The 23,413-nt window shown below is 71.5% G+C and carries 24 protein-coding genes; 12 read left to right on the forward strand and 12 right to left on the reverse strand.

What is annotated here, in order from left to right; all coding sequences use genetic code 11:
• Positions 1-10: 10 nt before the first annotated feature.
• From JOE59_RS13210 to JOE59_RS13230, 5 genes are all read left to right on the forward strand, one after another.
• Positions 11-1,348: an RNA polymerase sigma factor gene (locus JOE59_RS13210; protein ID WP_204461114.1), complete on the forward strand. Its 1,338-nt coding sequence runs from the start codon at positions 11-13 to the stop codon at positions 1,346-1,348.
• An 84-nt stretch (positions 1,349-1,432) separates the two neighbouring features.
• Positions 1,433-2,338 (forward strand): ABC transporter ATP-binding protein, encoded by a 906-nt coding sequence (locus tag JOE59_RS13215; RefSeq protein WP_204461115.1) that lies wholly within the window; start codon positions 1,433-1,435, stop codon positions 2,336-2,338.
• Positions 2,335-3,144, forward strand: a complete 810-nt coding sequence (locus tag JOE59_RS13220) for an ABC transporter permease (protein WP_204461116.1) — start codon at positions 2,335-2,337, stop codon at positions 3,142-3,144. The genes JOE59_RS13215 and JOE59_RS13220 overlap by 4 nt, the downstream gene beginning before the upstream one ends.
• Positions 3,145-3,165: 21 nt before the next feature.
• A complete protein-coding gene (locus JOE59_RS13225) occupies positions 3,166-4,422 on the forward strand; it encodes a sensor histidine kinase (RefSeq protein WP_204461118.1) in 1,257 nt (418 codons plus the stop codon).
• Positions 4,419-5,051, forward strand: a complete 633-nt coding sequence (locus JOE59_RS13230; protein ID WP_204461120.1) for a response regulator — start codon at positions 4,419-4,421, stop codon at positions 5,049-5,051. Before JOE59_RS13225 ends, JOE59_RS13230 begins: the two co-directional genes overlap by 4 nt.
• A 93-nt stretch (positions 5,052-5,144) precedes the next feature.
• Here JOE59_RS13230 and JOE59_RS13235 read toward each other — a convergent pair whose 3' ends face one another.
• Complete coding sequence (locus JOE59_RS13235) at positions 5,145-6,302, reverse strand: hypothetical protein (RefSeq protein WP_204461122.1); 1,158 nt, start codon at positions 6,300-6,302, stop codon at positions 5,145-5,147.
• A 129-nt stretch (positions 6,303-6,431) separates the two neighbouring features.
• Between JOE59_RS13235 and JOE59_RS13240 the strand changes: the two genes are divergently transcribed.
• The 3 genes from JOE59_RS13240 (at position 6,432) to JOE59_RS13250 (ending at position 9,993) form a co-directional block, all read left to right on the forward strand.
• Complete coding sequence (locus tag JOE59_RS13240; protein ID WP_204461123.1) at positions 6,432-7,469, forward strand: sensor histidine kinase; 1,038 nt, start codon at positions 6,432-6,434, stop codon at positions 7,467-7,469.
• Positions 7,466-8,122: a response regulator gene (locus JOE59_RS13245; RefSeq protein WP_204461124.1), complete on the forward strand. Its 657-nt coding sequence runs from the start codon at positions 7,466-7,468 to the stop codon at positions 8,120-8,122. The genes JOE59_RS13240 and JOE59_RS13245 overlap by 4 nt, the downstream gene beginning before the upstream one ends.
• A gap of 176 nt (positions 8,123-8,298) precedes the next feature.
• Positions 8,299-9,993, forward strand: a complete 1,695-nt coding sequence (locus tag JOE59_RS13250) for a long-chain-fatty-acid--CoA ligase (RefSeq protein WP_204461125.1) — start codon at positions 8,299-8,301, stop codon at positions 9,991-9,993.
• A gap of 93 nt (positions 9,994-10,086) precedes the next feature.
• Here the strand turns inward: JOE59_RS13250 and JOE59_RS13255 are convergent, their stop codons facing one another.
• From JOE59_RS13255 to JOE59_RS13270, 4 genes are read right to left on the reverse strand one after another with little or no spacing between them, the layout of a single operon-like run.
• A complete protein-coding gene (locus tag JOE59_RS13255; protein WP_179552041.1) occupies positions 10,087-10,851 on the reverse strand; it encodes an ABC transporter permease in 765 nt (254 codons plus the stop codon).
• Positions 10,848-11,669 carry an ABC transporter ATP-binding protein gene (locus JOE59_RS13260; RefSeq protein WP_204461130.1) on the reverse strand — a complete coding sequence of 274 codons (822 nt, stop codon included), beginning with the start codon at positions 11,667-11,669 and terminating at the stop codon, positions 10,848-10,850. Before JOE59_RS13260 ends, JOE59_RS13255 begins: the two co-directional genes overlap by 4 nt.
• Positions 11,666-12,040, reverse strand: a complete 375-nt coding sequence (locus JOE59_RS13265) for a DUF1048 domain-containing protein (RefSeq protein ID WP_204461132.1) — start codon at positions 12,038-12,040, stop codon at positions 11,666-11,668. Before JOE59_RS13265 ends, JOE59_RS13260 begins: the two co-directional genes overlap by 4 nt.
• A 2-nt stretch (positions 12,041-12,042) precedes the next feature.
• Positions 12,043-12,393 (reverse strand): PadR family transcriptional regulator, encoded by a 351-nt coding sequence (locus JOE59_RS13270; RefSeq protein WP_204461134.1) that lies wholly within the window; start codon positions 12,391-12,393, stop codon positions 12,043-12,045.
• Positions 12,394-12,558: 165 nt separating this feature from the next.
• Between JOE59_RS13270 and JOE59_RS13275 the strand changes: the two genes are divergently transcribed.
• Positions 12,559-14,175, forward strand: coding sequence for a bifunctional phosphatase PAP2/diacylglycerol kinase family protein (locus JOE59_RS13275; RefSeq protein WP_307837072.1), 1,617 nt, complete (start codon positions 12,559-12,561; stop codon positions 14,173-14,175).
• On the opposite strand, the gene JOE59_RS13280 is transcribed toward JOE59_RS13275, so the two are convergent.
• Positions 14,141-14,809 carry a LuxR C-terminal-related transcriptional regulator gene (locus tag JOE59_RS13280; RefSeq protein WP_204461136.1) on the reverse strand — a complete coding sequence of 223 codons (669 nt, stop codon included), beginning with the start codon at positions 14,807-14,809 and terminating at the stop codon, positions 14,141-14,143. The two genes, JOE59_RS13275 and JOE59_RS13280, sit on opposite strands and share 35 nt — an antisense overlap.
• Positions 14,802-16,043: an ATP-binding protein gene (locus JOE59_RS13285; RefSeq protein WP_204461139.1), complete on the reverse strand. Its 1,242-nt coding sequence runs from the start codon at positions 16,041-16,043 to the stop codon at positions 14,802-14,804. The genes JOE59_RS13280 and JOE59_RS13285 overlap by 8 nt, the downstream gene beginning before the upstream one ends.
• A gap of 114 nt (positions 16,044-16,157) precedes the next feature.
• Between JOE59_RS13285 and JOE59_RS13290 the strand changes: the two genes are divergently transcribed.
• Both JOE59_RS13290 and JOE59_RS13295 read left to right on the forward strand, forming a co-directional pair.
• On the forward strand, positions 16,158-17,846 hold the full coding sequence (locus JOE59_RS13290; protein ID WP_204461141.1) for a PspC domain-containing protein: 1,689 nt from the start codon (positions 16,158-16,160) through the stop codon (positions 17,844-17,846).
• Between the two features lie 2 nt (positions 17,847-17,848).
• Positions 17,849-18,247 carry a hypothetical protein gene (locus JOE59_RS13295; protein WP_204461142.1) on the forward strand — a complete coding sequence of 133 codons (399 nt, stop codon included), beginning with the start codon at positions 17,849-17,851 and terminating at the stop codon, positions 18,245-18,247.
• A gap of 124 nt (positions 18,248-18,371) precedes the next feature.
• Here JOE59_RS13295 and JOE59_RS13300 read toward each other — a convergent pair whose 3' ends face one another.
• From JOE59_RS13300 to JOE59_RS18825, 5 genes are all read right to left on the reverse strand, one after another.
• Positions 18,372-19,598 (reverse strand): UDP-N-acetylmuramate dehydrogenase, encoded by a 1,227-nt coding sequence (locus JOE59_RS13300; protein ID WP_204461143.1) that lies wholly within the window; start codon positions 19,596-19,598, stop codon positions 18,372-18,374.
• Between the two features lies 1 nt (position 19,599).
• Entirely contained in the window at positions 19,600-20,025 is a 426-nt protein-coding gene (locus JOE59_RS13305; RefSeq protein WP_179552032.1) for a MaoC family dehydratase, read from the reverse strand.
• Positions 20,025-20,471 (reverse strand): MaoC family dehydratase N-terminal domain-containing protein, encoded by a 447-nt coding sequence (locus JOE59_RS13310; RefSeq protein WP_084183995.1) that lies wholly within the window; start codon positions 20,469-20,471, stop codon positions 20,025-20,027. The genes JOE59_RS13305 and JOE59_RS13310 overlap by 1 nt, the downstream gene beginning before the upstream one ends.
• Before the next feature lie 165 nt (positions 20,472-20,636).
• Entirely contained in the window at positions 20,637-21,251 is a 615-nt protein-coding gene (locus JOE59_RS13315) for a DUF937 domain-containing protein (protein WP_204461144.1), read from the reverse strand.
• 86 nt (positions 21,252-21,337) lie between these two features.
• Entirely contained in the window at positions 21,338-21,952 is a 615-nt protein-coding gene (locus JOE59_RS18825) for a TetR/AcrR family transcriptional regulator (protein ID WP_204461145.1), read from the reverse strand.
• A 177-nt stretch (positions 21,953-22,129) separates the two neighbouring features.
• Here JOE59_RS18825 and JOE59_RS13325 point away from each other — a divergent pair, with 177 nt between their 5' ends.
• Entirely contained in the window at positions 22,130-23,413 is a 1,284-nt protein-coding gene (locus tag JOE59_RS13325) for an MFS transporter (RefSeq protein ID WP_204461146.1), read from the forward strand.

Here is a 23,413-nt window from a genome sequence, read left to right on the forward strand (position 1 = left end):
CCCCGAAGGCATGGCGGCCGCGGGGCCGGCGCCCGGGGAGGGAGCCGACGGGCTCGCGCCCGAGGTCGCGTCGGCCCTCCGGTCCGCGTTCGACGCGGACTGGGCGAGGGTCGTCGCGACGCTCATCCGCACGACGGGCGACTGGGATGTCGCCGAAGACGCGGCATCGGAGGCGTTCGAACGCGCGGCGGCCACGTGGCCCCGCGACGGCGTGCCGTCGAATCCGGGCGCGTGGCTCACGACCGCCGCCCGCAATCTCGCACTCGACCGGCTCCGGCGTCGCGGCGTCGAGTCGGGCAAGGTCAGGGAGTGGATCTCGATGGAGGCATTCGCGGGACGCACCGGCGGGCCGCCGGACCCGGCCGACGTCGCGGTCGCCCATGACGAACCCGAGTGGGATGATCGCCTGCGCCTCATCTTCACGTGCGCGCACCCGGCGCTGCCGATCGAGTCCCGAGTCGCGCTCACCCTGCGCACGGTGGGCGGTCTCGAGACAGGCGAGATCGCACGCGCGTTCTTCGTGCCGGAGTCGACGATGGCGCAACGCCTCGTGCGTGCGAAGCGGAAGATCCGGCACGCCGGCATCCCCTATCGCGTACCGCCGCCCGAAGCCCTGCCCGCTCGGCTCGACGGGGTGCTCGCGGTGCTCTACCTCGTCGCCAACGAGGGCTACGTCGCGTCGTCGGGCGACCGCCTGCAACGCGTCGATCTTTCCGTCGAGGCGATCCGGCTCACGCGACTCGTCGTCGACCTGCTCCCCGATGCCTCGGAACCGCGCGCACTGCTGGCGATCATGCTGCTGCAGCACGCGCGGGCGGCGACGCGCGTCGATGCCGACGGGGAGCTCGTGCCCCTCGAGGAGCAGGATCGCGAACGATGGAACCGAGCGCTCATCACCGAAGGACTCGCCCTGCTCGGCCCGATCCAGCCGGGCGAGCGCGGCCCGTACCGGCTTCAGGCGGAGATACAGGCCGTGCACGTTCGCGCACGCACAGCCGAGGAGACGGACTGGGCAGCGATCGTGCGCCGCTACGACGAGTTCGCGATGCTCACGAACGGCGCATCCCCGTTCGTCGAACTCGCCCGCGCGATCGCGATCGGCATGGCGGACGGCGCCGATGCCGGTCTCGCGGCGCTCGCGGCACTCGAATCGTCGGGACGCCTCGCCGGATATCACCTGCTGCCAGCGGCGCAGGCGGACTTCCTGCGCCGCTCCGGGAGGGCCGAGTCGGCAGCTGCTCGATACCGCGAGGCGATCCCGCTCGCGCCGACGGCGCCCGAGCGACGTTTCCTCGAACGCCGCCTCGCCGGGCTGGCGGACTCGGCAGAACCGCGCCACGATCGCTGATCACCACCATCCACCGATCGGTGGACACCGGAATCGAACGCCCGGGGGCTGTCGGTCGCCGCGCAGCCGCGAGAGGCTTCCGGTATGAACGCGACACGAACGGATGCAGCGGTGCGGATCCGCGGGCTCCGCAAGGTCTACGGCGGAGTGATCGCCGTCGACGACCTCGACCTCGACATCGCCCACGGCGAGACCTTCGCCCTGCTCGGCCCGAACGGCGCCGGCAAGTCGACCACGGTCGAGATCCTCGAGGGCTACCGGCTCCGCACCTCGGGCGAGGTGAGCGTGCTCGGCATCGATCCGACCCGCGGCGGTCTCGACTGGAAGCAGCGCATCGGCATCGTGCTGCAGTCGAGCGGCGAGACCGGGCTCCTCACCGTCACCGAGATGCTGCGGCACTTCGCCTCGCTCTACCCGAACCCCCGCGACGTCGACGAGGTCATCGCCGCCGTCGGGCTCGAGGCGAAGTCGAAGACCCGCATCGCCAAGCTCTCGGGCGGCCAGCAGCGCCGCGTCGACGTCGCGCTCGGCATCGTCGGCCGGCCCGAACTGCTGTTCCTCGACGAGCCGACCACGGGCTTCGACCCCGAGGCACGGCGGCAGTTCTGGGGGCTCATCCGCTCGCTGAAGGCCGACGGCACGACCATCCTGCTCACGACCCACTACCTCGACGAGGCGGCGCAGCTCGCCGATCGCGCCGGCGTCATCGCCGGCGGCCGGCTTATCGACGTCGGCGCCATCGACGAGATCGGCGGTGCCGACGCACGCCGGCCCATCGTGCGCTGGCGCGACGGGGTCGGCACCACCCGCGAGGCGCGCACCGACGAGCCGGGGTTGCTCGTGGCATCCGTCGTCGCCGAACTCGGCCGCGAACCCGACGGCCTCGAAGTGATCCGGCCCACTCTCGAAGACATCTATCTGGGGCTCGTGCGCGACGCTTCGACAGGCTCAGCGAACGAAATCGACGACACCGAGGAGGCCCTCGCATGACTACCAACCTGATGACCCAGGGCGCGTCGCGCATCGGCGTCGAGACGAAGACCTACTTCCGGGCCGCCGACACCCTGTTCTTCACGTTCCTCTTCCCGTTCGTGATGCTCGCGATCTTCTCGGCCGCGTTCAGCGCTTCGGGCGAGGTCGGTCCTCCCGGGGCCGAGATCTCGATCGCGGCCCTCTACCTGCCGGCGATGCTCGCCGCCGGCATCTTCCTGTCGGGCGTACAGAACCTCGCCATCGACATCGCCCTGGAGAAGTCGAACGGCACGCTGAAGCGGCTGGGAGGCACGCCCCTCTCACCCATCGGGTACTTCGCCGGCAAGATCGGCCAGGTCTTCGTGACCGGCACGCTGCAGGCGGGCCTGTTGATCCTCGCCGGATGGCTCGTGCTCGGCATCGAGCTGCCCACCGAGCCCGAGAAGTGGCTCACCTTCGCCTGGGTGTTCGTGCTCGGCCTCACGACCTGTGCACTGCTCGGCATCGCCCTCTCGGCACTGCCGCGCTCGGGCAAGAGTGCCGCCGCGGTCGTGATCCCGATCGGGCTCATCCTCCAGTTCATCTCGGGCGTGTACCTGCAGTGGAACATGTTGCCCGACTGGCTCCAGAACTTCGCGAGCCTGTTCCCGCTCAAGTGGATCGCCCAGGGCATGCGCTCGGTGTTCCTTCCCGAGGGATGGGAAGCGCTCGAGCAGAACGGCTCGTGGAACCTCCCGGGCGTCGCGATCGCGCTCGGCATCTGGCTCGTCGTGGGCTTCGTGCTGTCGCGCCTCACCTTCCGGTGGATCCGGCGCGACGCGTAGTCCGCGTGGCACACTCGCAACATGCTGAACCGACGATGGTGGGATGTCGCGGCGATCGCCGTGGCATCCATCCTCGCGCTCTTCACCCTGTTCGACCCGCCGCCGTACGGGCCGAACGACTGGGGCGTCTGGGCGACGACGGGCGCGTTCCTCGTCTTCTACTTCGCCTACGCGAGGGCCCATCTCGGAGTCGACCGGCTCGCGCCGCACCTCGTGATCTCGATCGGGTTCGCGGTGCTCGTCGGCGTCGGCGCCGCGTTCGAACCCTCCTTCGCGATCATCCAGGTGTTCGTCTACCCGTTCATCTGGACGACGGCGCCGTCGATCCGCAGCGCGATCGTGTCGAACGTGCTCATCGGCGTCGCGCTCGCGGCGGGCTACATCGTGCACTTCGGCCCCGGCGGCATCGTCGCGGGGCTCATCAGCGCCGTGGTCTCGGTCGGCTTCAGCATCGCGCTCGGGCTCTGGATCACGAACATCGCCGTCTACGGCCAGGAGCGCGGCCGCCTGCTCGAGGAGTTGCAGGCCGCACAGGGCCAGCTCGCCGCGATGCACCGTGACGCCGGCGTCGTCGAGGAGCGCGCGCGACTCGCCCGCGAGATCCACGACACGATCGCGCAGAGCCTGACGGGCCTCGTGATGGTGGCGCAGCGCACGGGCACACGCCTCGACGGGGTCGACGGCGAGGCCGCGGCATCCGCTCGCGCCGACGTCGAACTCATCGAGCAGATGGCGCGCGAGGCGCTCACCGAGGCGCGCGGCCTCGTCGCCTCGCTCGCGCCGGTCGAGGCCGGAGCCGGTCTCGGCGACGCGCTCGCCCGACTCGCGGCGACCTTCGAACGCGAGACGGGCGTCGTCGTGACCGTCTCGGCGAGCGCGACCGGCCTCAGCCGCGAACACGAAGTCGTGCTGCTGCGCTCGGCGCAGGAGGGTCTCGCGAACGTGCGCAAGCACGCCAGCGCCCGGCACGCGGTGGTCACCGTCGAATCCGTCGACGGCGAGGTCGTGCTGACGGTCTGCGACGACGGCGTCGGGCCCGGAGCGGCCGAGCCGGGCGCCTCCGGTTTCGGGCTCGCCGGCATCCGCGACCGCACCGCGCTCGTGGGCGGCTCGTTCGCGATCGAACCCGGAGCGGGCGGCGGCACGGTGCTGCGCGTCGGCATCCCCCGAGCGGATGCCGCGGACGCGAGCGGCTCGGCTGCTGCCGACCCCTCTCCGATCGACACCGGCCCGACCTCGGGCACCGCCCCCGCCCCCACCACGGAGGAACCCGCATGAGCATCCGCATCGTCGTGGCCGACGACCATCCGATCGTGCGGGCCGGCATCGTCGGCCTGCTCGAGGCGGAGCCGGGGCTCGAGGTCGTCGGCGAGGCCGCCGACGGCGCTGAAGCGGTGACCGTCGCGGCATCCGAACGACCCGACCTCGTGCTCATGGACCTGCGGATGCCGCAGCTCGACGGCGCCGCGGCGACCGCGCGCATCCTCGCCGACGTCCCCGGTACCCGCGTGCTCGTGCTCACGACGTACGAGACCGACGACCACATCCTCGCGGCGATCGAGGCGGGGGCGAGCGGCTACCTGCTGAAGGCGGCGCCGCAGGCCGAGATCGTCGCGGGCATCCGCGCCGTCGCCGCCGGCGAGACGGTGCTCGCTCCCTCGATCGCGGCGAAGCTCGTCTCGAGGGTGCGCGCCGACGCGGCATCCGTGACCCCGCCCTCGCTCTCGCCGCGAGAGCTCGAGGTGCTGCGCCTCGTCGCCGACGGCCGCTCGAACCCCGAGATCGCCCGCGCGCTGTTCATCGGCGAGGCGACGGTGAAGACGCACCTGCTGCACGTGTTCGAGAAGCTCGAGGTGAACGATCGCACCCGCGCCGTGACCCGGGCCATGGAGCTCGGCCTCATCTGAGTATGCGACCCGAACGCCGGCCACGACGCGGACGCCGGCCCACGACGCTGGCGTCCGCGTCCCTCGAGGGCGCTCGCCCGCGCCCTCCGTCGACTACGCATCGATCGTGCTCGGGTGCGAGCCGGTGCGGGGCGCCGGCCCGCCCGCCGTGCCGGCGTCGAGGGCTCCCCCGTGACGATCGCTCGGAACCTCGGCAACCCCGAGACCGCACGCCTCGCACGGCCCCCGCCGGCGGCGACGGTAGGCGAGGGCGCTCACGAAGAGCGCGGCGCCCCAAACCGAGAAGAACACCTCGGGCAGATTGAACGCCCAGGTCTCGGGGGTGATCCCATCGATGAGCACGATTCGCAGGTACATGAACGACGCTGAGGTCACCAGGACGGAGACGAGCATCGCGGGCACCACGGCCAGCATCGGCGGCACGCGCCGGCCGCCGAGGCCGATCATCCATCGCGGGAACACCTCGCCCCAGCGCTGGATCAGACCGAGCGTCAGCACCGCCCCGATGATCCCGAACGATGCGAGGGCGGCGCCCGCGACCCACAGGCCCTCGTCTTTCCCCTCCTGGTAGGCGTCCGGGTCCATGCCGAGCGAGAAACCGAGGGCCCATGCCCACCGTGTGGCGCAGTAGACCAGCGGCGCGGCGATCGCGATCCAGGTGGCGCGGCGTCCCCAGCGATCCATGAAGGATCGCTTCTCGGAACCTGCGCGCCCGCAGATGCGGCAGGAGTCGGTGACCCGACGGCGGTAGGCGACCGCGGTCAGCGCCCAGCCGATTCCCGCGAGCAGGCAGATCAGCAGGTTCATCCGCGGCCCCAAGTAGAGATCGCTCCATCCGCTCCCGTCCGGCCAGACCCCGAGGAGCTTGCCGATCGCCAGGATGGGTGTGTAAGCGACCACGATCAGCGTCCGATAGTCCTGGATGCCGATCGTCAACAGGATCGCGAGCAGCCAGGCATAGGCCGGCAGCAGTCCCCGCGCCCATCGGCCGGCCACGCCCCGAGCCATCAGTATCGCGACCACCGCGCCCGTGAGCCCGATTGCGGCGATGACCGGCCCGGCGACTTCGGGCGTGGCCTGCCCCAGGAGTGAGACCTTGACCGCGGCGCTCGGCTCGGCCATGAGCTCGGGGTCACCCGTGCCGAACGGGAAGCCGCTGCCGCCGAACGCCCACCACACGCCGAGCGCTCCGTACGCGGCCGACCATGCAGCCACGACGTATCCGATCCAGGCCGTCCAGGTTCTTCTCATGGTTCAAGCCTCGACCGATCGGCTTCCGCAGGCCATATGCCGTTCGGCACATGATTGGCGACACCTGACCCCCGATTCATGCCGATTGACACAGCGTCCTGCGGCACGGAACCCATAGGCTCGACTTCCATGGATCGTCGAGGCGTGGCCGCGAACGCCGTGGTGATGGGTACGGCCGCGGCCGGGTCGATCTCGATCATGATCACCGCACTGGTGCGGGCCGGCCTGCTCCCGACCGGCGCGAGCGAGACCGGCGGACCCTGGCGGCTCGCCGAACCACTCGTGCTCGCGGGCCTGGTGTTCGTCGTCGTGCGCTGGGCGAGCCCGCGAACGGCGGTCGTCTCAGGGTCGCTGGCCGCCGCCGGGTCGGCACTGTGGGTGCAGCGCTACCTGCCGGATGAGCCCGCCCTCGATGCGGTGTTCGCAAGTGCTGTGTGGCTGATCCCGTCACTCGCGGCCGGAACGGTCGGGTGGTACCTGTGCTGGGCCGGCGCAGAGCGCACGCGCGCCATCGCACTGGCGAGGTCGGAGCAGCGGCTGAGACTGGCGCTGGACCTGCACGACTTCGTTGCTCACGACATCAGCGAAATCGTCGCGCGGGCGCAGGCCGGTGCCGCGGTGCTGCCGCTGGGCGACCCGCGGGTGGCGGAACTGCTCGAGCACATCGAGGCGGCCGGGCTGCGAGCGCTCGAGTCCATGGACCAGACCGTGCACGCACTGGGTGACGACGACGACCCCGTGCGCATCACCCGCGGCGGCATCGACGACCTCGACGAGCTCGTGCGGAGGTTCGCAGCGGCCGGTGACGTGAAGGCCGTCGTCGAGCGGCGACTGACCCGCGAAGTGGATGCGACGATCGGCGCCGAGGCCTATCGCGCAGTGGTCGAGGCGCTCACGAATGTGCGCCGGCACGCCGTCGGGGCGACGAGCGTGACCGTGGCGCTCGACGAAGTGGGCGACCGCTTGCTCGTCTCGATCGCCGACGATGGTGCCGAACGATCGGGCACCACTCGCCGAGCCGCGGGCGGACTGGGCCTGACCGCGATGACCGATCGGGCGAAGCATCTCGACGGCGGTGTCGAGGCCGGGCCTCGCCCGCTGCGAGGCTGGCAGGTGACCGTGGACCTGCCACTGTCGCGCAACGCCGACCGAGGGGCGACCACGTGACGATCCGGCTCGTGATCGCCGACGACCAGCGCGGCATTCGGGATGCCTTCCGCATGGTGCTGGACGCCCAGCCCGACATGACCGTCGTCGGTGAGGCCCCCGATGGCACCGCCGCCCTCGACCTGGCACGGCGGCTGCAACCGGATGTGGTGCTTGCCGACATCCGCATGCCGGGGCTCGACGGACTGGAACTCACCTTGGCGCTCGCCGGCCCTCAGGTCACTGAGCGCATTCGCGTGATCGTGGTCACCACGTTCGATCTCGACGAATACGTCTACACCGCGCTTCGAAACGGCGCGTCCGGGTTCCTCCTCAAACGCTCCGGACCCGCACTGCTCGTCGAGGCAATCCGCGCCGCCATGACCGGCGACACCCTGATCAGCCCGCAGCTGACCGTTCGGCTGCTCCGCCATGTGGTGGCCCCGACGACTCCTGACCGCGACGGTCCGCCGCTCAGCGACCGCGAGCTCGAGGTGGTGCGACTCGTCGCGCAGGGCAGGACCAATGCCGAGATCGCCGATGACCTCTTCATCAGCGTCGGGACGGTGAAGAACCACGTGGCCAACATCGGACGCAAGCTCCAGGCCTCCAATCGCGTCGCGATCGCCGCGTGGGCATGGTCGACGGGGCGGGCGGAGGCCGGCAGATTCTGATCGGATCGTCGCTTCGATCGTCGGCGAGCGGAATGCAGCTGCCCGAGCCGGTGCGCACAGACGACTCGGTTCAGACACAGCGCCTGCGCCCTACGCTGGAGGTGGCATCCGCGCGCGCCGTGGCAACGGCGGGCCGGCCCGCGGTCGACGCGCGCAGATGGCCGTGAGAGGCACGTATGAACCCGTACGAACACCGGCCGTGGCTCGCCCACTACGCAGACGGGGTGCCGTCCGCGATCGAGGAGCCGACCCAGACCCTCGTCGACATGATCGATGACGCGGTGCGCCGGTTCAGGCGACGCACGGCGCTCGAGTTCTTCGGCGCCGAGACGAGCTACAAGGAGCTCGGCGAGCAGGTCGCCTCGGCGGCCGAGGGGCTGCGCAGGCTCGGCGTCGTCGCGGGCGACCGGGTCGCGCTCGTGCTGCCGAACTGCCCGCAGCACGTGGCCGCGTTCTACGCGGTGCTGCGCCTCGGCGCGATCGTCGTCGAGCACAATCCGCTCTACACGCCGCCCGAGCTGCGGCACCAGTTCGAAGACCACGGCGCCCGTGTTGCGATCGTCTGGAACAGCGTGGCCGACACGGTCGCCGAGTTCCCCAGCGACATCCGGCCCGACCACATCGTGTCGGTCGACCTGACCCGAGCACTGCCCTTCGGCAAGCGGATGGCGCTGTGCCTGCCGGTCCCGAAGGCCCGGCGCTCCCGCGCCGCCCTCACGACGACGCCGCGTGCACGCGGACTCGTGGAGTGGAAGCGCCTCACCTCGCGGCGGGCGCTCGCCACGCGGCATCCGCGCCCCTCGCTCGACGACACCGCCGTGCTGCAGTACACGAGCGGCACCACCGGCACCCCGAAGGGCGCCGTGCTCAGCCACCGGAACCTGCGCGCCAATGCGATGCAGGGCCGCGCCTGGGTGCCCGGCCTCGCCGAGGGCGAAGAGGTCTTCTACGGGGTGCTGCCCCTCTTCCACGCGTACGGCATGACGCTCTGCCTGACCTTCGCGATGAGCATCGGCGCACGGCTCGTGCTGTTCCCGAAGTTCGACTCGGGCCTCGTGCTCGACGCCGCGCGCCACTCGCCGCCGACGTTCCTGCCCGCGGTGCCGCCGATCTACGACCAGCTCGTGCACGCCGCGGCACGCCACCCGCGCGCGCTCGAACGCATCCGCTTCGCCATCTCGGGTGCGATGAGCCTGCCGATCGCGACGGTCGACCGCTGGGAGAGCGCGACCGGCGGGCTCCTCGTCGAGGGCTACGGCATGACCGAGTCCTCGCCGATCTCCGTCGGCAACCCGATGGGACCGACCCGACGGCCGGGCACCGTCGGGGTGCCGTTCCCGAGCACCGAGATCCGCGTCGTCGACCCCGACGCCCCCGACATCGACCGGCCGCCGGGCGAGGCCGGCGAGCTGCTCGTGCGGGGGCCGCAGGTCTTCCAGGGCTACTGGCGCCGACCGACCGAGACCGCCGAGACGCTGCTCCCCGGCGGGTGGCTCCGCACGGGCGACATCGTGCACGTCTCCGACGACGGGTTCGTCACGATCGTCGACCGGGTGAAGGAGCTCATCATCACGGGCGGCTTCAACGTCTCGCCGTCGGAGGTCGAGGCGGCCCTGCTCGCCCACCCCGACGTGCGCGGCGCCGCGGTCGTCGGGCTGCCTCGGGCCTCGGGCGGCGAGGCGGTCGCCGCGGGCGTGGAACTCCGCGAGGGCGCCGTCTTCGACGAGACCGCCCTGCGAGACTTCTGCCGCACGAGCCTCACGCCCTACAAGGTGCCGCGTCGTATCGAGCTCTTCGACGAGCTGCCGCGCTCGCTCATCGGCAAGGTGCTGCGGCGCGCGGTGCGGGGCGTTCTGCTCGAACAGGGCTGAGCGCCGCTCGAACAGGGCTGACACGACGAAGCTCCCCTCCACCGCGTCGGAGACGGGTGGAGGGGAGCTTCGCGTGAGCGCTCGGGCCTCGGGCTACGAGATCTTGCGACGGTAGATCGACATCGCCCACACGTAGGCGACGACGAGGATGCCGACGAGCCAGGCGAGTGCGACCCAGATCTCGCTGCCGACGGGCTCACCGGCGAACAGGGCCCGGGTGGAGTTCACGATCGAGGTCACGGGCTGGTTCTCGGCGAACCAGGCGACCGGGGCCGGCATCGAGTCGGTCGGCACGAACGCCGAGCTGATGAACGGCAGGAAGATCAGCGGGTAGCTGAACGCGCTCGCCCCGTCGACCGTCTTCGCCGAGAGGCCGGCGACCACGGCGAGCCAGGTCAGCGCGAGGGTGAACATGGCCAGGATGCCGGCGACGGCGAGCCATGCGCCCACGGATGCCCCGGTGCGGAAGCCCATGATGAGGGCGACGCCGATGACGATCGCGACCGACACGAGGTTCGCCACCACCGAGGTGAGCACGTGTGCCCAGAGCACGCTCGACCGTGCGATCGGCATCGACTGGAACCGCTCGAAGATGCCGCCCTGCAGGTCGAGGAAGAGACGGTACGCGGTGTACGCGATGCCCGACGCGATCGTGATGAGGAGGATCCCGGGGAGCATGTAGTTGATGTACGACTCGTCGGATCCGGTGTTGATCGCCCCGCCGAGCACGTAGACGAAGAGCAGCATCAGCGCGATCGGGGTGACCGCGGTGGTGATGATCGTGTCGGGGCTGCGGAGGATGTGGGTCAGCGATCGACCGGTGAGGACCCGGGTGTCGCTGAGGACGTGGGTGGTCATCGTGCTTCCTTTCCTGCCTTGGCCGCGCTGTCGGCGCGGTCGGCATCGTCCGTTTCGGTCTCGCCGGTCTCTCCGACGAGGGTGAGGAAGACCTCTTCGAGCGTGGGCTGCTTCTCGACGTACTCGACCGTGGCGGCCGGGAGGAGCTGCTTGAGTTCTGAGAGGGTGCCGTTCTGGATGATCGTGCCCTTGTGCAGGATCGCGATGCGGTCGGCGAGTTGCTCGGCCTCGTCGAGGTACTGCGTGGTGAGCAGCACGGTCGTGCCGGCGTCGGCGAGCTTCTTGACGGTCTGCCACACCTCGATGCGCGCCTGCGGGTCGAGCCCGGTGGTCGGCTCGTCGAGGAAGATGATCGGCGGGTTGCCGATCAGGCTCATCGCGATGTCGAGCCGGCGACGCATGCCGCCCGAGTAGGTCGCCGCCTTGCGGCCGCCGGCCTCGGTGAGCGAGAAGCGGTCGAGCAGGTCGTCGGCGATCGCACCCGGGTTCTTCAGGTGCCGCAGCTTCGCGATGAGCATGAGGTTCTCGCGACCCGTGAGCACCTCGTCGACGGCGGCGAACTGGCCGGTCAGGCTGATCGCCTCGCGCACTTCGCCGGGGTTGGCGGCGACGTCGAGGCCGTTGACGGTCGCGGTGCCGGCGTCGGCCTTCGCAAGCGTCGCGAGGATGCGGACGAGGGTGGTCTTGCCCGCGCCGTTCGAGCCGAGCAGGGCGAAGATGCTGCCCGCTGCGACGTCGAAATCGACGCCTCTCAGCACGTGCAGGTCCTTGAACGACTTCTGGATGCCCTGCACCCGGATAGCTGCTTCGGTGGTCATCGTTCTTCCTTCCGTTCGAGGTTCTGGATGGTTTCGGTGAGGCGGTTGCGCTCCTTGTCGATCCAGCGCTTGCCGGCGTACGCCGCGGCGAACGCCTCGGCGAACTCGACCGGGTCGTCGCCGACGATGTCCTCGACCGGTGTCTGGTCGACGGCGGCGCGCTCCCACAGATCGGCGAAGTCGTGCAGCATCGTGATCATCACGGCGGAGTCGCCGTCGGTGATGCCGCCGTTGTACATGAAGTAGCGCTCGAAGGCCTTCGCGGCGGTGCCGTAGGGCTCGGGCAGGGCCGCGATGCGGGCCTTGTACTGGCGGTACGCCTTCTTGTCGTCGAGCGATCCGGTGATCAACTCGTACCACTTCGCAGCCATGGTCATTCTCCTTCTTCGTTCGTGCGTTCGATGCGCTGGTGCAGCTGTTCGATCCGTTCTGCGAGGAAGCTCCACGTCCTCCAGAACTCCTCGAGGTATGCGCCGCCCTGCGCGTTGATCGTGTAGACCTTGCGCGGCGGGCCCTTCTCCGACGGAACCTTCTCGACGTCGACGAGGCCGCGCTGCTCGATCCTGACCAGCAGGGCGTAGACGGTGCCCTCGGCGATGTCGGAGAAGCCCTCATCGCGAAGCCGGGCCGTGATCTCGTACCCGTAGGCCGGACTCACGGCCAGGATCGCGAGGACGATGCCCTCGAGCGTGCCCTTCAGCATCTCGGTGGTCTGCTTGCCCATGGAACCCCTCCCTTCACTACTCGGTGTGACTGATTACTGGTACATAGTAAGCACGAGTACCGGTAGATAGCAACACTGAATAGCAAAATTCTTTTCAGACCGTCCGGCTCCGCGGCCGCGGCGCAACCCGTCGACGGCGCGGCGCACCGCGCCTACGATGGCGGCGTGGTCTTCCGCAGCGTTCGCATCGCCGTGCAACGGACGAGAATCCTGCCCGCCTGGGTCCGGCGAGCGGATGCCGCGGCCGCACGTGCGGTGAACGCCCGCCGCACGCACCCCATGGCCGACCGGTTCTGGTCGCGCGTCTCGGGGTTCGCCGACCGCGGCGTGCTGTGGTGGACCATCGCGGGCGTGCTCGCCGTGCTCGGACGCCGACGCACGGCAGCGCGCGCCCTCGGCTCGCTGCTCGTCGCGAGCGCGCTCACCAACGTGATCGCCAAGCAGCTCTTCGGGGGCGACCGGCCCCTGCTCGCCGATGTGCCGATCGGGCGGCACCTGCCGAAGCCGCCCGTCACCCCGTCGTTCCCGTCCGGGCACTCGGCGAGCGCCGCGGCCTTCGTGACCGGCATCGCGATCGAGCAGCCTCGCCTCGGCGCCGCACTGGCACCGGTCGCGCTCGGGGTCGCCTACTCGCGGCTGCACACCGGCGCGCACTGGTTGTCCGACGTCGTCGGCGGGATCGCGCTCGGCGCCGGAGTCGCGGGCCTGAGCGCCGCCATCGCGCGCCCGGGCGCAGGCGACGCCGACGCCCCGGCGCCGAGCGGTGCCGACCGCGCCCTGCCGGAATCGCCCGACGGCACCGGCGTCTTCATCGTCGTCAACCGGGCGTCGGGCACGAGCGTGCTGCGCACCGACCCGATGCAGGTGCTCGAGCGACGCCTGCCGCGAGCCGAGCTGCACGTGCTCGACGGCGACGACCCCGCCGCCGCCGTGCGTGCAGCGCTGGCCCGCGACGAACCGCCGCGCATCATGGGAGTGTGCGGCGGCGACGGCTCGGTCGCCGCCGTCGCACACGAGGCGCGCGCGGCCGGAGTGCCGCTCCTCGTCGTGCCCGGTGGCACGTTCAACCACTTCGCGCGCACGGTGGGCGCGGCATCCGTCGACCTCGCGGTCGATGCCCTGCAGCGCGGTGAAGGCGTGCGAGCGGATGTCGCCGAACTGCGCTTCGCCGACGGGCCGCCGATCACGGTGCTGAACACGGCCTCGGTCGGCCTCTACCCCGACTTCGTCGCCGAGCGGGAGCGGCACGAGGAGCGGTGGGGCAAGTGGCTCGCCGCCGTCGCCGCGGCAGCGCGGGTGCTGCGCCGCTCTGCTCCGGTGACCGTGATCGTCGGCGGGCGACGGGCGCATGTCTGGACCCTGTACGTGGGCGTCGGGCCGAACGACCCGGGCATCGCCGCGCCCATGCAGCGTCGACGACTCGACGGGGGCGTGCTCGACGTGCGGATCCTCCACGCCGGCTCGCGGGTGCGCGCCGCCGGAGCGCTCGCCTTCGGTCGTCGCACGAGTGCCGTGCTCCGGCGCATCCGCCTGCTGCCGGAGCGCCTCGAGTCGTTCACGACCGAGTCGATCGAGGTGCTCGTGCAGCCCCGGCACGGGCAGCCGCCCGGATTCGCCCACGACGGCGAGGTGGCGCTCGAGGCGCCCGCCGAGGCATCCGCCCGCACCGCATCGCCGGGCTACCGCACGAGCGTGCGGGTCGTGCCGGCAGCGCTCGACGTGTATCGGCCGGCGAGCGGCGATGCGGCTAGAGCAGGCGCCGCGCGTTCGCCCAAGCCGTGAGTTCGTGCCGGCTCGAGAGCTGGAGCTTGCGCAGTACCGCCGACACGTGCGTCTCGACCGTCTTCGTCGAGATGAAGAGCTCGGCCGCCACCTCCTTGTAGGCGTAGCCGCGGGCGATCAGCCGCATGACCTCCTGCTCGCGTGCCGAGAGTCGGTCGAGTTCGTCGCTCGCCGACGCGGTCTCCCCCACGGGGGCGCCGAACGCGTCGAGCACGAAGCCCGCGAGCTTCGGCGAGAACACGGCGTCGCCCCCGGCGACGGCGTGCACGGCACGGCTCACGTCGGCCCCCGATGAGCCCTTCGTGATGTAGCCGCGGGCTCCCGCACGGATGACGCCGACGACGTCTTCGGCCTTGTCCGAGACCGAGAGCGCGAGGAACCGCGTCGAGGGCACGGATGCCGCGGCGCGCCGGATCACCTCTGCGCCGCCGCTCGTGCCCGCCGGCACGGCAACCCCGGGCAGGTGCACGTCGAGGAGCACCACGTCGGGGGCGGCATCCGTCACCACTGCGACCGCGGACTCGACGTCATGGGCCTCGCCGACGACCTCGATGGTCTCGTCGAGGTCGGCCTTCAGGCCCGACCGGAAGATGGAGTGGTCGTCGACGATCACGACCCGCACCCGCTCAGCCACGATTGCCCTCCACCCGTTCGGCGGCCGGGAACCGCAGTCGCACCTCGGTGCCCACGCCGCCGACGCCCGGGCGCACCTCGCCCGAACCGCCGGCGCGGCGCATGCGGCCGATGATCGACTCGCGCACCCCGAGCCGGTCGCCGGGCACGTCGGCGAGCGCGAAGCCCGGGCCGCGGTCGCGCACGAACACCTCGACGGCCTCGGGCGTCGACTCGACGTACACTGACACCTCGCCGCCCGCGTGCCGCGCGGCGTTCAGCATCGCCTCGCGGGCGGCCGCCGCCATCTCGCCGCTGGCGCGCTCGCGCGACTCCCCGACGACCACGACGTCGACCGTCACCGCGTAGTCGATCTCGAGGGCCGCGGCGAAGTCGCGGAGGTCGGTGCCGAGGTCGCTGTCGGCCGGGGTGTCGCCCGCGAAGAGCCAGTCGCGCAGTTCCCGCTCCTGCGCTCGGGCGATGCGGGCGACCTCGCTCGTGGCGCCCGCGCGGTTCTGGATGAGCGCGAGCGTCTGCAGCACCGAGTCGTGCAGGTGCGCCGCGATCTCGCTGCGCTGCTCCTCGCGGATGCGCTTCGTGCGCTCGGCGGTGAGGTCGCGCCACGAGGCGATGAGCGTGGGCACGTAGACGAGTGCGATGCCGATGACCGCGGCGAGCGCGGCGACGAACGTGGGCACCGGGTACCAGTACGCGTTCGGACCGAAGACGAGCGCGAGCGCGGTGATCGCGAGCAGCGCCGTCGCGACGATGCGGATCGCGAGCTCCTGGCGCGGGCCCCGGTCGGGATCGGGTCGGTCGATGAAGGTCGCCCACGCTCCGGCTGCCACGGCGAGCCCGACGCCCGCGAACACCGCGAGGAGCCACCACTCGAGCCCGCTGCCGCCGGTGTCGACGACGCGCCCGCTCGTCGCCCACGCTGCGAGCAGCGAGACGGCCGAGGCCACGACGAGGAGCCAGGCCACCGGGGCGCGCCGGGTCGGGCGCTCCTCGCCCGCCGCCCACGGCGTGAACACCCAGAGCCAGACGTAGAGCAGCAGGCCCGCGCCGCTCGCGAGGCTCGTCACCACGAACGCGGTGCGCACGATCCAGACGGGCCAGCCGAGGTGGGCCGCGAGACCCGCCGAGACGCCGGTGGCCACGCAGGCACGCGGCCGCGTCAGGCGGGGAGCGGATGCCGCGGCGTCGGCGGGCACGGATGCCGCGGCATCCGTCACCTCGTCTGCTCGCGACTCCATCCTGCAATCCAAGCAGACGAGCGGGCGTGCGCCCCGGCCCCGGCTCCCCGATCAGGGTCGAATCAGGGATTCACCCCATGGCGGCCCATCCGTCGCCCCTGCCAGCATCGAAGCATGGAGACGAACTCGACCGCCCCCGAGGCGGACCCAGTGCCGGACGACGTGAAGGGGGACTCCGCGGCGCCCGGCCCGAACGCCCACGGGGCGGCGGGAGCGACTCCATCCTCCGGTGACCCCGGCGCGGCGACACCCGCGCCGGGCACCGGCACCGGTTTCTACGACTGGCTCCGCCGACTCGGCGTGCCGCGACGGGCCGGCTGGCTCGGCGGCGTGTGCGCCGGCGTCGGCGCCCGACTCGGCATCGACCCGATCATCGTGCGCGGCATCGTCGTCGTCGTCGCGGTGCTCGGCGCCCCGTTCGTGCTGCTCTACGCGATCGCGTGGCTGCTGCTGCCCGACACCGAGGGCGAGATCCACCTCGAGCGACTGATCCGCGGCATCGTCGACCCGGCGATCGTCGGCATCGCCGTGATGGGCGTCATCGGCCTCATCCCCCTCGTGCAGGGCGGGTGGCTCGGCTGGCGCTGGTGGCCGGACTGGCCGACGTTCATCGACCCGATCTTCGGCTTCGACCTCGCCTGGCCGCTCCGGGTGCTGTGGGTGCTCATCGTCGTCGGCGCGATCATCGCGTTCGTCGTCTGGCTCGCGCAGCGGGCCTCCCAGAACTCCCCGGGCGGCGCCGGCGCGCGAATGGCTTCCGCGACGACCGCCGCCGCTCCGGGGCATCCTTCGACCGCAGCGTTCGCCTCTGCGGGTGCCGCGGCCACCGCGTCGGCACCGGCACCGGCATCTGCATCTGCCGACACCTCCGACGCAGCCGCCGCAGCCGCCGCGGGCGCCTCGACGACCGTGCCGACCACGGAACCGCCGGTGCCCGCCGAAGGCGCCGACGCCGCGGCGATCGCCGAATGGCGAGCCCAGCACGAGGCGTGGCGCGTCTCGCACGCCGAGTGGAAGTCAGGTCAGGAGCAGGCCGAACGAGCCGCCCGGGCACAGGCAGCCGCGGAGAACAAGGCGAAGGCGCGCGAGCTCACCGCTCAGGCGGATGCCGCACGCGCGGCGCGCCGCGCCAGTCGCCCCAGGGCGAGCGCCGCGTTCGTGTTCACCGTGCTCGGCCTGGCCCTCGTCGGCGGATCGATCGCCGCGATCTGGTCGCTCGCGACGCCCGACGTGGCCGGATTCGCGATCCCGATCGCCCTCGCGGTCGCGACGCTGCTGCTCTCGGTCGGCATGGTCGTCGCGGCGCTCCGGCGTCGGCGCAGCGGAGGCCTCGCGTTCATGACAACCCTCGCCGCGCTCTCGATGTCGGTGGCCGTGCTCGCATCGTCGATCATGCCGCAGGGCGCACTCGTGCCTCCCGCTTACGGCATCCCGATGAACGAGTCGCAACGACTCGTGCAGCCGTTCGGCGATGCGCACATGTTCGCCTCGCCCGCACTGATCGGCGGCTCCTCGCCGGTCATCGAACTCAGGCAGGGCACCGGCGACACGTCCATCAGGATCGAGGATGGCGCGCAGATCGTGCTCGACGCGAGCGAGGCCGGGCCGCTCGACATCGTCGTGTACGCATCCGACTTCTCATCGAGCTCCACGCCGTCGTTCGGCGGCCTCGACCGCGGAGCACTCGTGCTCGACGAGGACGGCGTCCGCGGCGTCCTCCCCACTGACGGGCCGCCCGATGCCACGATCGTGCTCGAGCAGGGCTCCGGCATGGTGCACATCGAGATCCGCGAAGGGGAATGACCATGACCACGAACAGTTCGAACTCCGACACCCCGACGACTGCAGCGGATGCCGCGGTCACCGCGATCCTCTCCGACTCGAGCACGCCGCCGACTGACGAAGCGGCGGGCTCGACCACGACGGGCGGTGATGCGAACGTCGCCGCCGACTCGAGCCCGATGGCGGCCGCCCGCCCGACCATCCGATGGGGCGCCCTCGTCTGGGCTCTCCTCTTCGGTGCGATGGCCGCGACCACCCTCTGGGTGCTCATCGACCCGGCCCGCCGCGATGCGGTCGGCGTGTGGCTGACCACCCTCAGCCCGCTCACCGCCGGCCTCTACGCGATCATCGTCGTCGGTATCGTCGTCGCCCTCTTCGGCATCGTCGGACTCATCCGCCGCGGGGAGCGCGCCCGCCGCTGAGCCGCGCGCTGCACGCTGTCGAGATGACAGAAGTCGTCGCCTGTTCGACCGGACGGGCGACGACTTCTGTCATCTCGGCGTTCGGCGCGGCAGAGCGTGCGGCGTCGCCCGGCGCGACCGGGCGCTACAGCTCGACGCCGACGAGCACGGGCTCGGGTCGCAGCACGATGCCGAACTCGGCCTGCACCCGCCCCTGCACGAACCGTGCGAGCGTCGCGATCTCTTCAGCCGTGGCGCCGCCGCGGTTCGTCAGCGCGAGCGTGTGCTTCGACGAGATCGCCGCACGTGAGCCGGGCAGCGCGAAGCCGCGACGAATGCCCGCATGCTCGATCAACCAGGCCGCCGAGAGCTTCACGAGCGGTTCGGCGTCGACGTGTTCAGCCACGGTGACGTCGTCGTCGAACTCCTCGAGCTCGGCCTGATGCGCGAGGAACACGTCGAGCGGCGACCCCGAGGCGAGCGAACCGAGCGGCGTCACCTCGTCGGGCGCCTCGGGCTCGACGTACCAGCGGGGAGCGGTGGCCGGCAGCGTGCGGGCGACGTGCTCCCCCACGATCGGGTTCGTGAAGAACGAGCCCGCGCTCACCGAGTCGGCGTCGTCGGGGTCGAGCACCATGCCCTTCGAGGCGCGCAGGGCGAGCACGCTCGCGCGCACGTCGGCGATCGCGACACGATCGCCCTGCTGCACGTGCAGTGCGTCGGCGAGCTGCCCGTAGGCGATCGGCTGCCCGAGCGCCTCGCCGAGCACCGCGCGCTCCGCGGCGGTGTCGTGCAGTTCGAGTTCGATGGTGACGACGATGCCCGCGAGCCCCTGCTTCAGCACCGAGGTGCGGTAGCCGAGCTCGAGTTCGGCGGCCGTCATGCGGCGCGGCGCCTCGGCGCCCTCGTCGAGGAACTCGATCGCGACGAGCGTGGCGGCGAGCTCCTGCCCGTAGGCGCCGATGTTCTGCACGGGCGCCGCACCGACCGAGCCGGGGATGCCCGAGAGCGCCTCGATGCCCGAATAGCCGTGCTCGACGGTCCACGCGACGAGGTCGTCCCACGTCTCGCCGGCCTGCACGCGCAGGCGAACGGCGCCGTCCTGGGCCTGTCGAAGAGATTCCCCTTCGCCCGCCGACGGGGGCAGCACCTCGATGCCGCGGGTCGCGACCCTGATCACGGTGCCCGCGAAGCCCTCGTCGCCCACGAGGAGGTTCGAGCCGCCGCCGAGGGCGAGCCACGCGTCATCCGTCGCCCAGGTCTCGGTCGCGAGGTCGACGAGGTCGCGCTGCGTCGTCGCCGTGACCAGCCGGCCGATCGGCCCGCCGACCTGCAGCGTCGTGAGGTCCGCGAAACGGATGTCGCCGCTCATGTCAGCCGAGCACGACGCGCACTTGCGCCTTGCCGAGCACCGTGTCGTCGCCGACCTTCACCGTGAGGTCGATGCGTGCGACCGTGGCGGCCTCGTCGAGCTGGCCGACCTTCGCCGAGACCGTGACGGTCGCGCCGGTCTTCGGGTCGACGATCACGGGGCGGGTGAAGCGCACCTGGTAGTCGGCGACGCGGCCGGGGTCTCCGGCCCAGTCGACGACCGGCTGCACCGCGAGGCCCATGGTGAGCATGCCGTGGGCGAGCACGCCCGGCAGGCCGACCTCGGCCGCGATGTCGTCGCGGTAGTGGATCGGGTTGAAGTCGCCCGAGGCGCCGGCGTACCGCACGAGCGAGTCGCGGGTCAGCGGGAACGACCGCTCGGCGACGACGTCGCCGACGGTGAGGGTTGCGAAGTCGGGGGCGGGCATCATTCGTCTCCTCGCACGACGAGGGTGGAGACGGCGGTGACGACGTGCGCGCCGTCGGCGTCGGTGATGGCGGACTCGGCCGTGACCATCGAGTGGCCGCCGAGGCTCTTCACGCTCGCCACCGTGAGCGTCGCGGTGAGCAGGTCGCCCGCGACGATCGGCCGGGTCGAGGTGAAGCGCTGGTCGCCGTGCACGACGCGCGAGAAGTCGATGCCCGACTCGGGGTCGGCCAGCAGCTGGGCGAGCGTCTGCTCCTGCACGACCACGGCGAAGGTGGGCGGCGCGACGACGTCGGCGTAGCCCGCTGCGCGTGCGGCCTCGGGGTCGAGGTTGATCGGGTTCGTCGCGAACACGGCGCGGGCGAACTCGCGCACCTTCTCACGACCGACGAGGTAGGGCTCGGTGGGCGGGAAGGTCCGCCCCTGGAGCTCGGGGTTCACTGGCACCCCGCCAGTCTATGCGCGGCGTGTCTCGTGAGCTGGGCTCGTGCGAGGTGTGCAGGTTGAGCCCGTCGAAACCTGCCCGCTCGGCAGGGGTTTCGACGAGCTCAACCCGCAGTTCCGACAGGCTCAACCCGCGGTTTCGACGAGCTCAACCAGCAGAGGGTCGGATCAGCGCTTGCCGCCGCCCAGGAGGCCGCCGAGCAGGTCGCCGAGGCCGCCGCCCGAGCTCGAGCCGCCCGAGCCACCGCCGAGGAGACCGCCGAGCACGTCGCCCAGGCCGCCGCCGGCGCCGCCCGACGAGCCCGAGCCGCCGCCGCCCAGGAGACCGCCGAGCAGATCGCCGATGCCACCGCCCGACGACGGCGCCGCGGCATCCGCTTCGGGCTTCTTCGCGAACTGGGCGGCGAGGAAGCTCAGCACGATCGGCGCGAGGATCGGCAGGAGCTTGCCGATGAGGTCGCCCGCACCGCCCTCCTTCTTGTCGAGCGCCGTGACGACCTGGTCGGTCTTGTCGCCGAAGACGTTCTTCACGATCTTCTTGCCGTCCTCCTCGTCGACGTCGGCGAGGTTCACGCCGCCCTCGATGAGCTTCGGGTCGTGCTTGGCGACGGCCTTCTCGAGCGACGCGGCTCCGGCCGGGTCGGCGGCGTTCGCGCCCAGGCCGGCGAGCAGGGCCGGCAGCGCATCGTTCACGGCCTGCTTCGCGGTGGCCTCGTCGACGCCGAGCTTCGCGGCGATGTCGCCGATCGGGAGATTGGCGACGATGTCGTCGAGTGCAGCCATTCGGGTTCCCCATTCCGGCGCCCGCGGTCGGGGCGTCCACGGTTCACCGTACCGATACGGATGCCCCGGGGGAAAGTGCCATCCGCTCAGTCGAGATCGAGGCGACCGAGGCGCAGCCGCAGGGCGTCGAGCAGGAGTTCGAGCCCGATCTCGAACACCTGGTCGGAGCGTGCGCGACCCTTCGCGGTGACCTCGAGCAGGCGCCCGAGCGAGGTCGTCGGCGTCTCGGGCTTCCAGATGTCGTCGGGCGACGCGAGGTCGAGGCCGAAGCCGAGCGCGAACGAGTCGAGGATCGCGATCACCGTGATCACCTCGTCGTCGGGGAACCCGGCGCCGAGGAGCGCGGTGGCGAGGCGGTCGTAGCTCTCGATCACCGCGGGGTGGGTGATGGTCTTGCCGACGAGCAGCGGCACGATCGACGGGTGCTCGGCGTACATGCGGCGGGAGGCGCGCATGGTGTGCGTGACGACGTCGACCCAGTCGCCGCTCGGCGCCTCCGCCAGGTAGGACTCCCCCAGCCGGCCGCGCATGAGCTCGATGATGCCGTCGCGGCCGTCGACGTGGTTGTAGAGCGACGAGGGGGTGACGCCCAGCTGCCGGGCGAGCGCGTTGACGCCGAACGCCTGGCCCGAGTCGACGAGTTCGATGGCCGCGTCGGCGATGCGCTCGGTCGACAGCAGGGGCACTCTGGGCCGGGCCACGTGCACCTCCTCGTTCGGTCGCCTGGTTCAGCCTAGGGGCGGCCGTTCGAAATCCGCTCTTCCCATCTCGGGCACTCGTATGCATAATAAACGAACACCATTCACTTATCGCGACGACACCCCCTGCCGCGTCCGCCCCCGGCACATCGACGTGCCCCAGCACCTCCGGAGACCTCCGTGTCCAACGACCTCACCGTTCGCGTGCCGCTCCGCCTGCCGAGCGCCACCGCGACCTTCACGGTCGGCATCGCCGGCTACCTCGGCGTGAACCTCTCGCCCTACATGATCAGCGCACTGCAGCAGGCGATCGGCGCCGACGTGCTCACCGCGAGCTGGATCATCACCGCCACCCTGCTCGCCACCGCCGTCACCGGACTCGCCATCGCGCCGCTCTGCGCCGGCCCGCGTCGCCTCGCCGTCGCCCGCGGCGGACTCGCGCTCTCGGTGCTCGGCTTCGCCACGGCGGCACTCGTGCCGGCGCCCGCGGCCATCATCGGCGGCCTCATCCTCGGCGGCATCGGCGCCGGCGGCGCGGTCGCCTCAGGCGGCGCCGCGATCGCCGCCTTCACGAACCCCGACCGCGTGGCGGGCTTCAACGGCCTCGCGAACCGGGCGGTCGTGACCGTGATCCTCGCGATCATCCCGCTCATCGGCCTCGCGCCGATCGACGTGTTCGGTGCGCTCGCGATCTTCTCGGTCGTCGCGCTCCTCGTGAGCGGCTGGCTCCCCGCTGCACCCGTCATCGCACCGAAGTCACCGGTCGCCGTCGCCGAGGCCGTGCCCGTCGACGTGCCGCCGACCGCCGCCGTGCCCGCCCTCGAAGCCGCAGCCGCGACCTCGCGCGCGCTCCCCTCGCCTCGCGCCGTGAGGATCGCGGGCTTCACCCTGCTCGTCACGTTCGCCCTCTGGGCCGTCAGCGAGGACTCGCTCTGGGCCATGGCCGGCGTCATGGGCGGCGCGCAGGCGTCGCTCACGCCCGAGGGCCTCGGCCTCGCGCTCAGCGGCGCGACCGCCGGCGGCCTCATCGGCTCGGTGCTGCTCATGATCGTCGGCAACCGCCTCGGCCGGGCGGTGCCGCTCGCCGTGCTGCTCGTCGGCGGCGGCATCCTGAAGATCGTCGAGGGTTTCGTCACCGACCAGACCACCTTCATCGTGGTGTTCATCGCGTGGAACACGCTCTACGCGCTCGCCTTCATGTACTTCGTCTCGACCTCGTCGGCACTCGACGCCGACGGTCGCTGGTCGGCGCCGCTGCTCGCGGTGTACCTGGTGGGCTCGAGCCTCACGCCGGTCATCGGAGCCGCCCTCGTGGAGGTCTTCGGCTTCCAGGGCTTCGCCGTGGTGCTCGGCGTCGCGAGCTTCGTGCTCGCCGTGCCGGCGGCCGCCGTCGCCGCATTCTCGACCCGGCGCGAGCGCGCCGAGGCATCCGCCGCCACCGAACTCCAGGAGGTTCTCGCGTGA

The sequence above is a fragment of the Agromyces cerinus genome (genome assembly GCF_016907835.1).
GTDB classification, from domain to species: Bacteria; Actinomycetota; Actinomycetes; order Actinomycetales; family Microbacteriaceae; genus Agromyces; species Agromyces nitratus.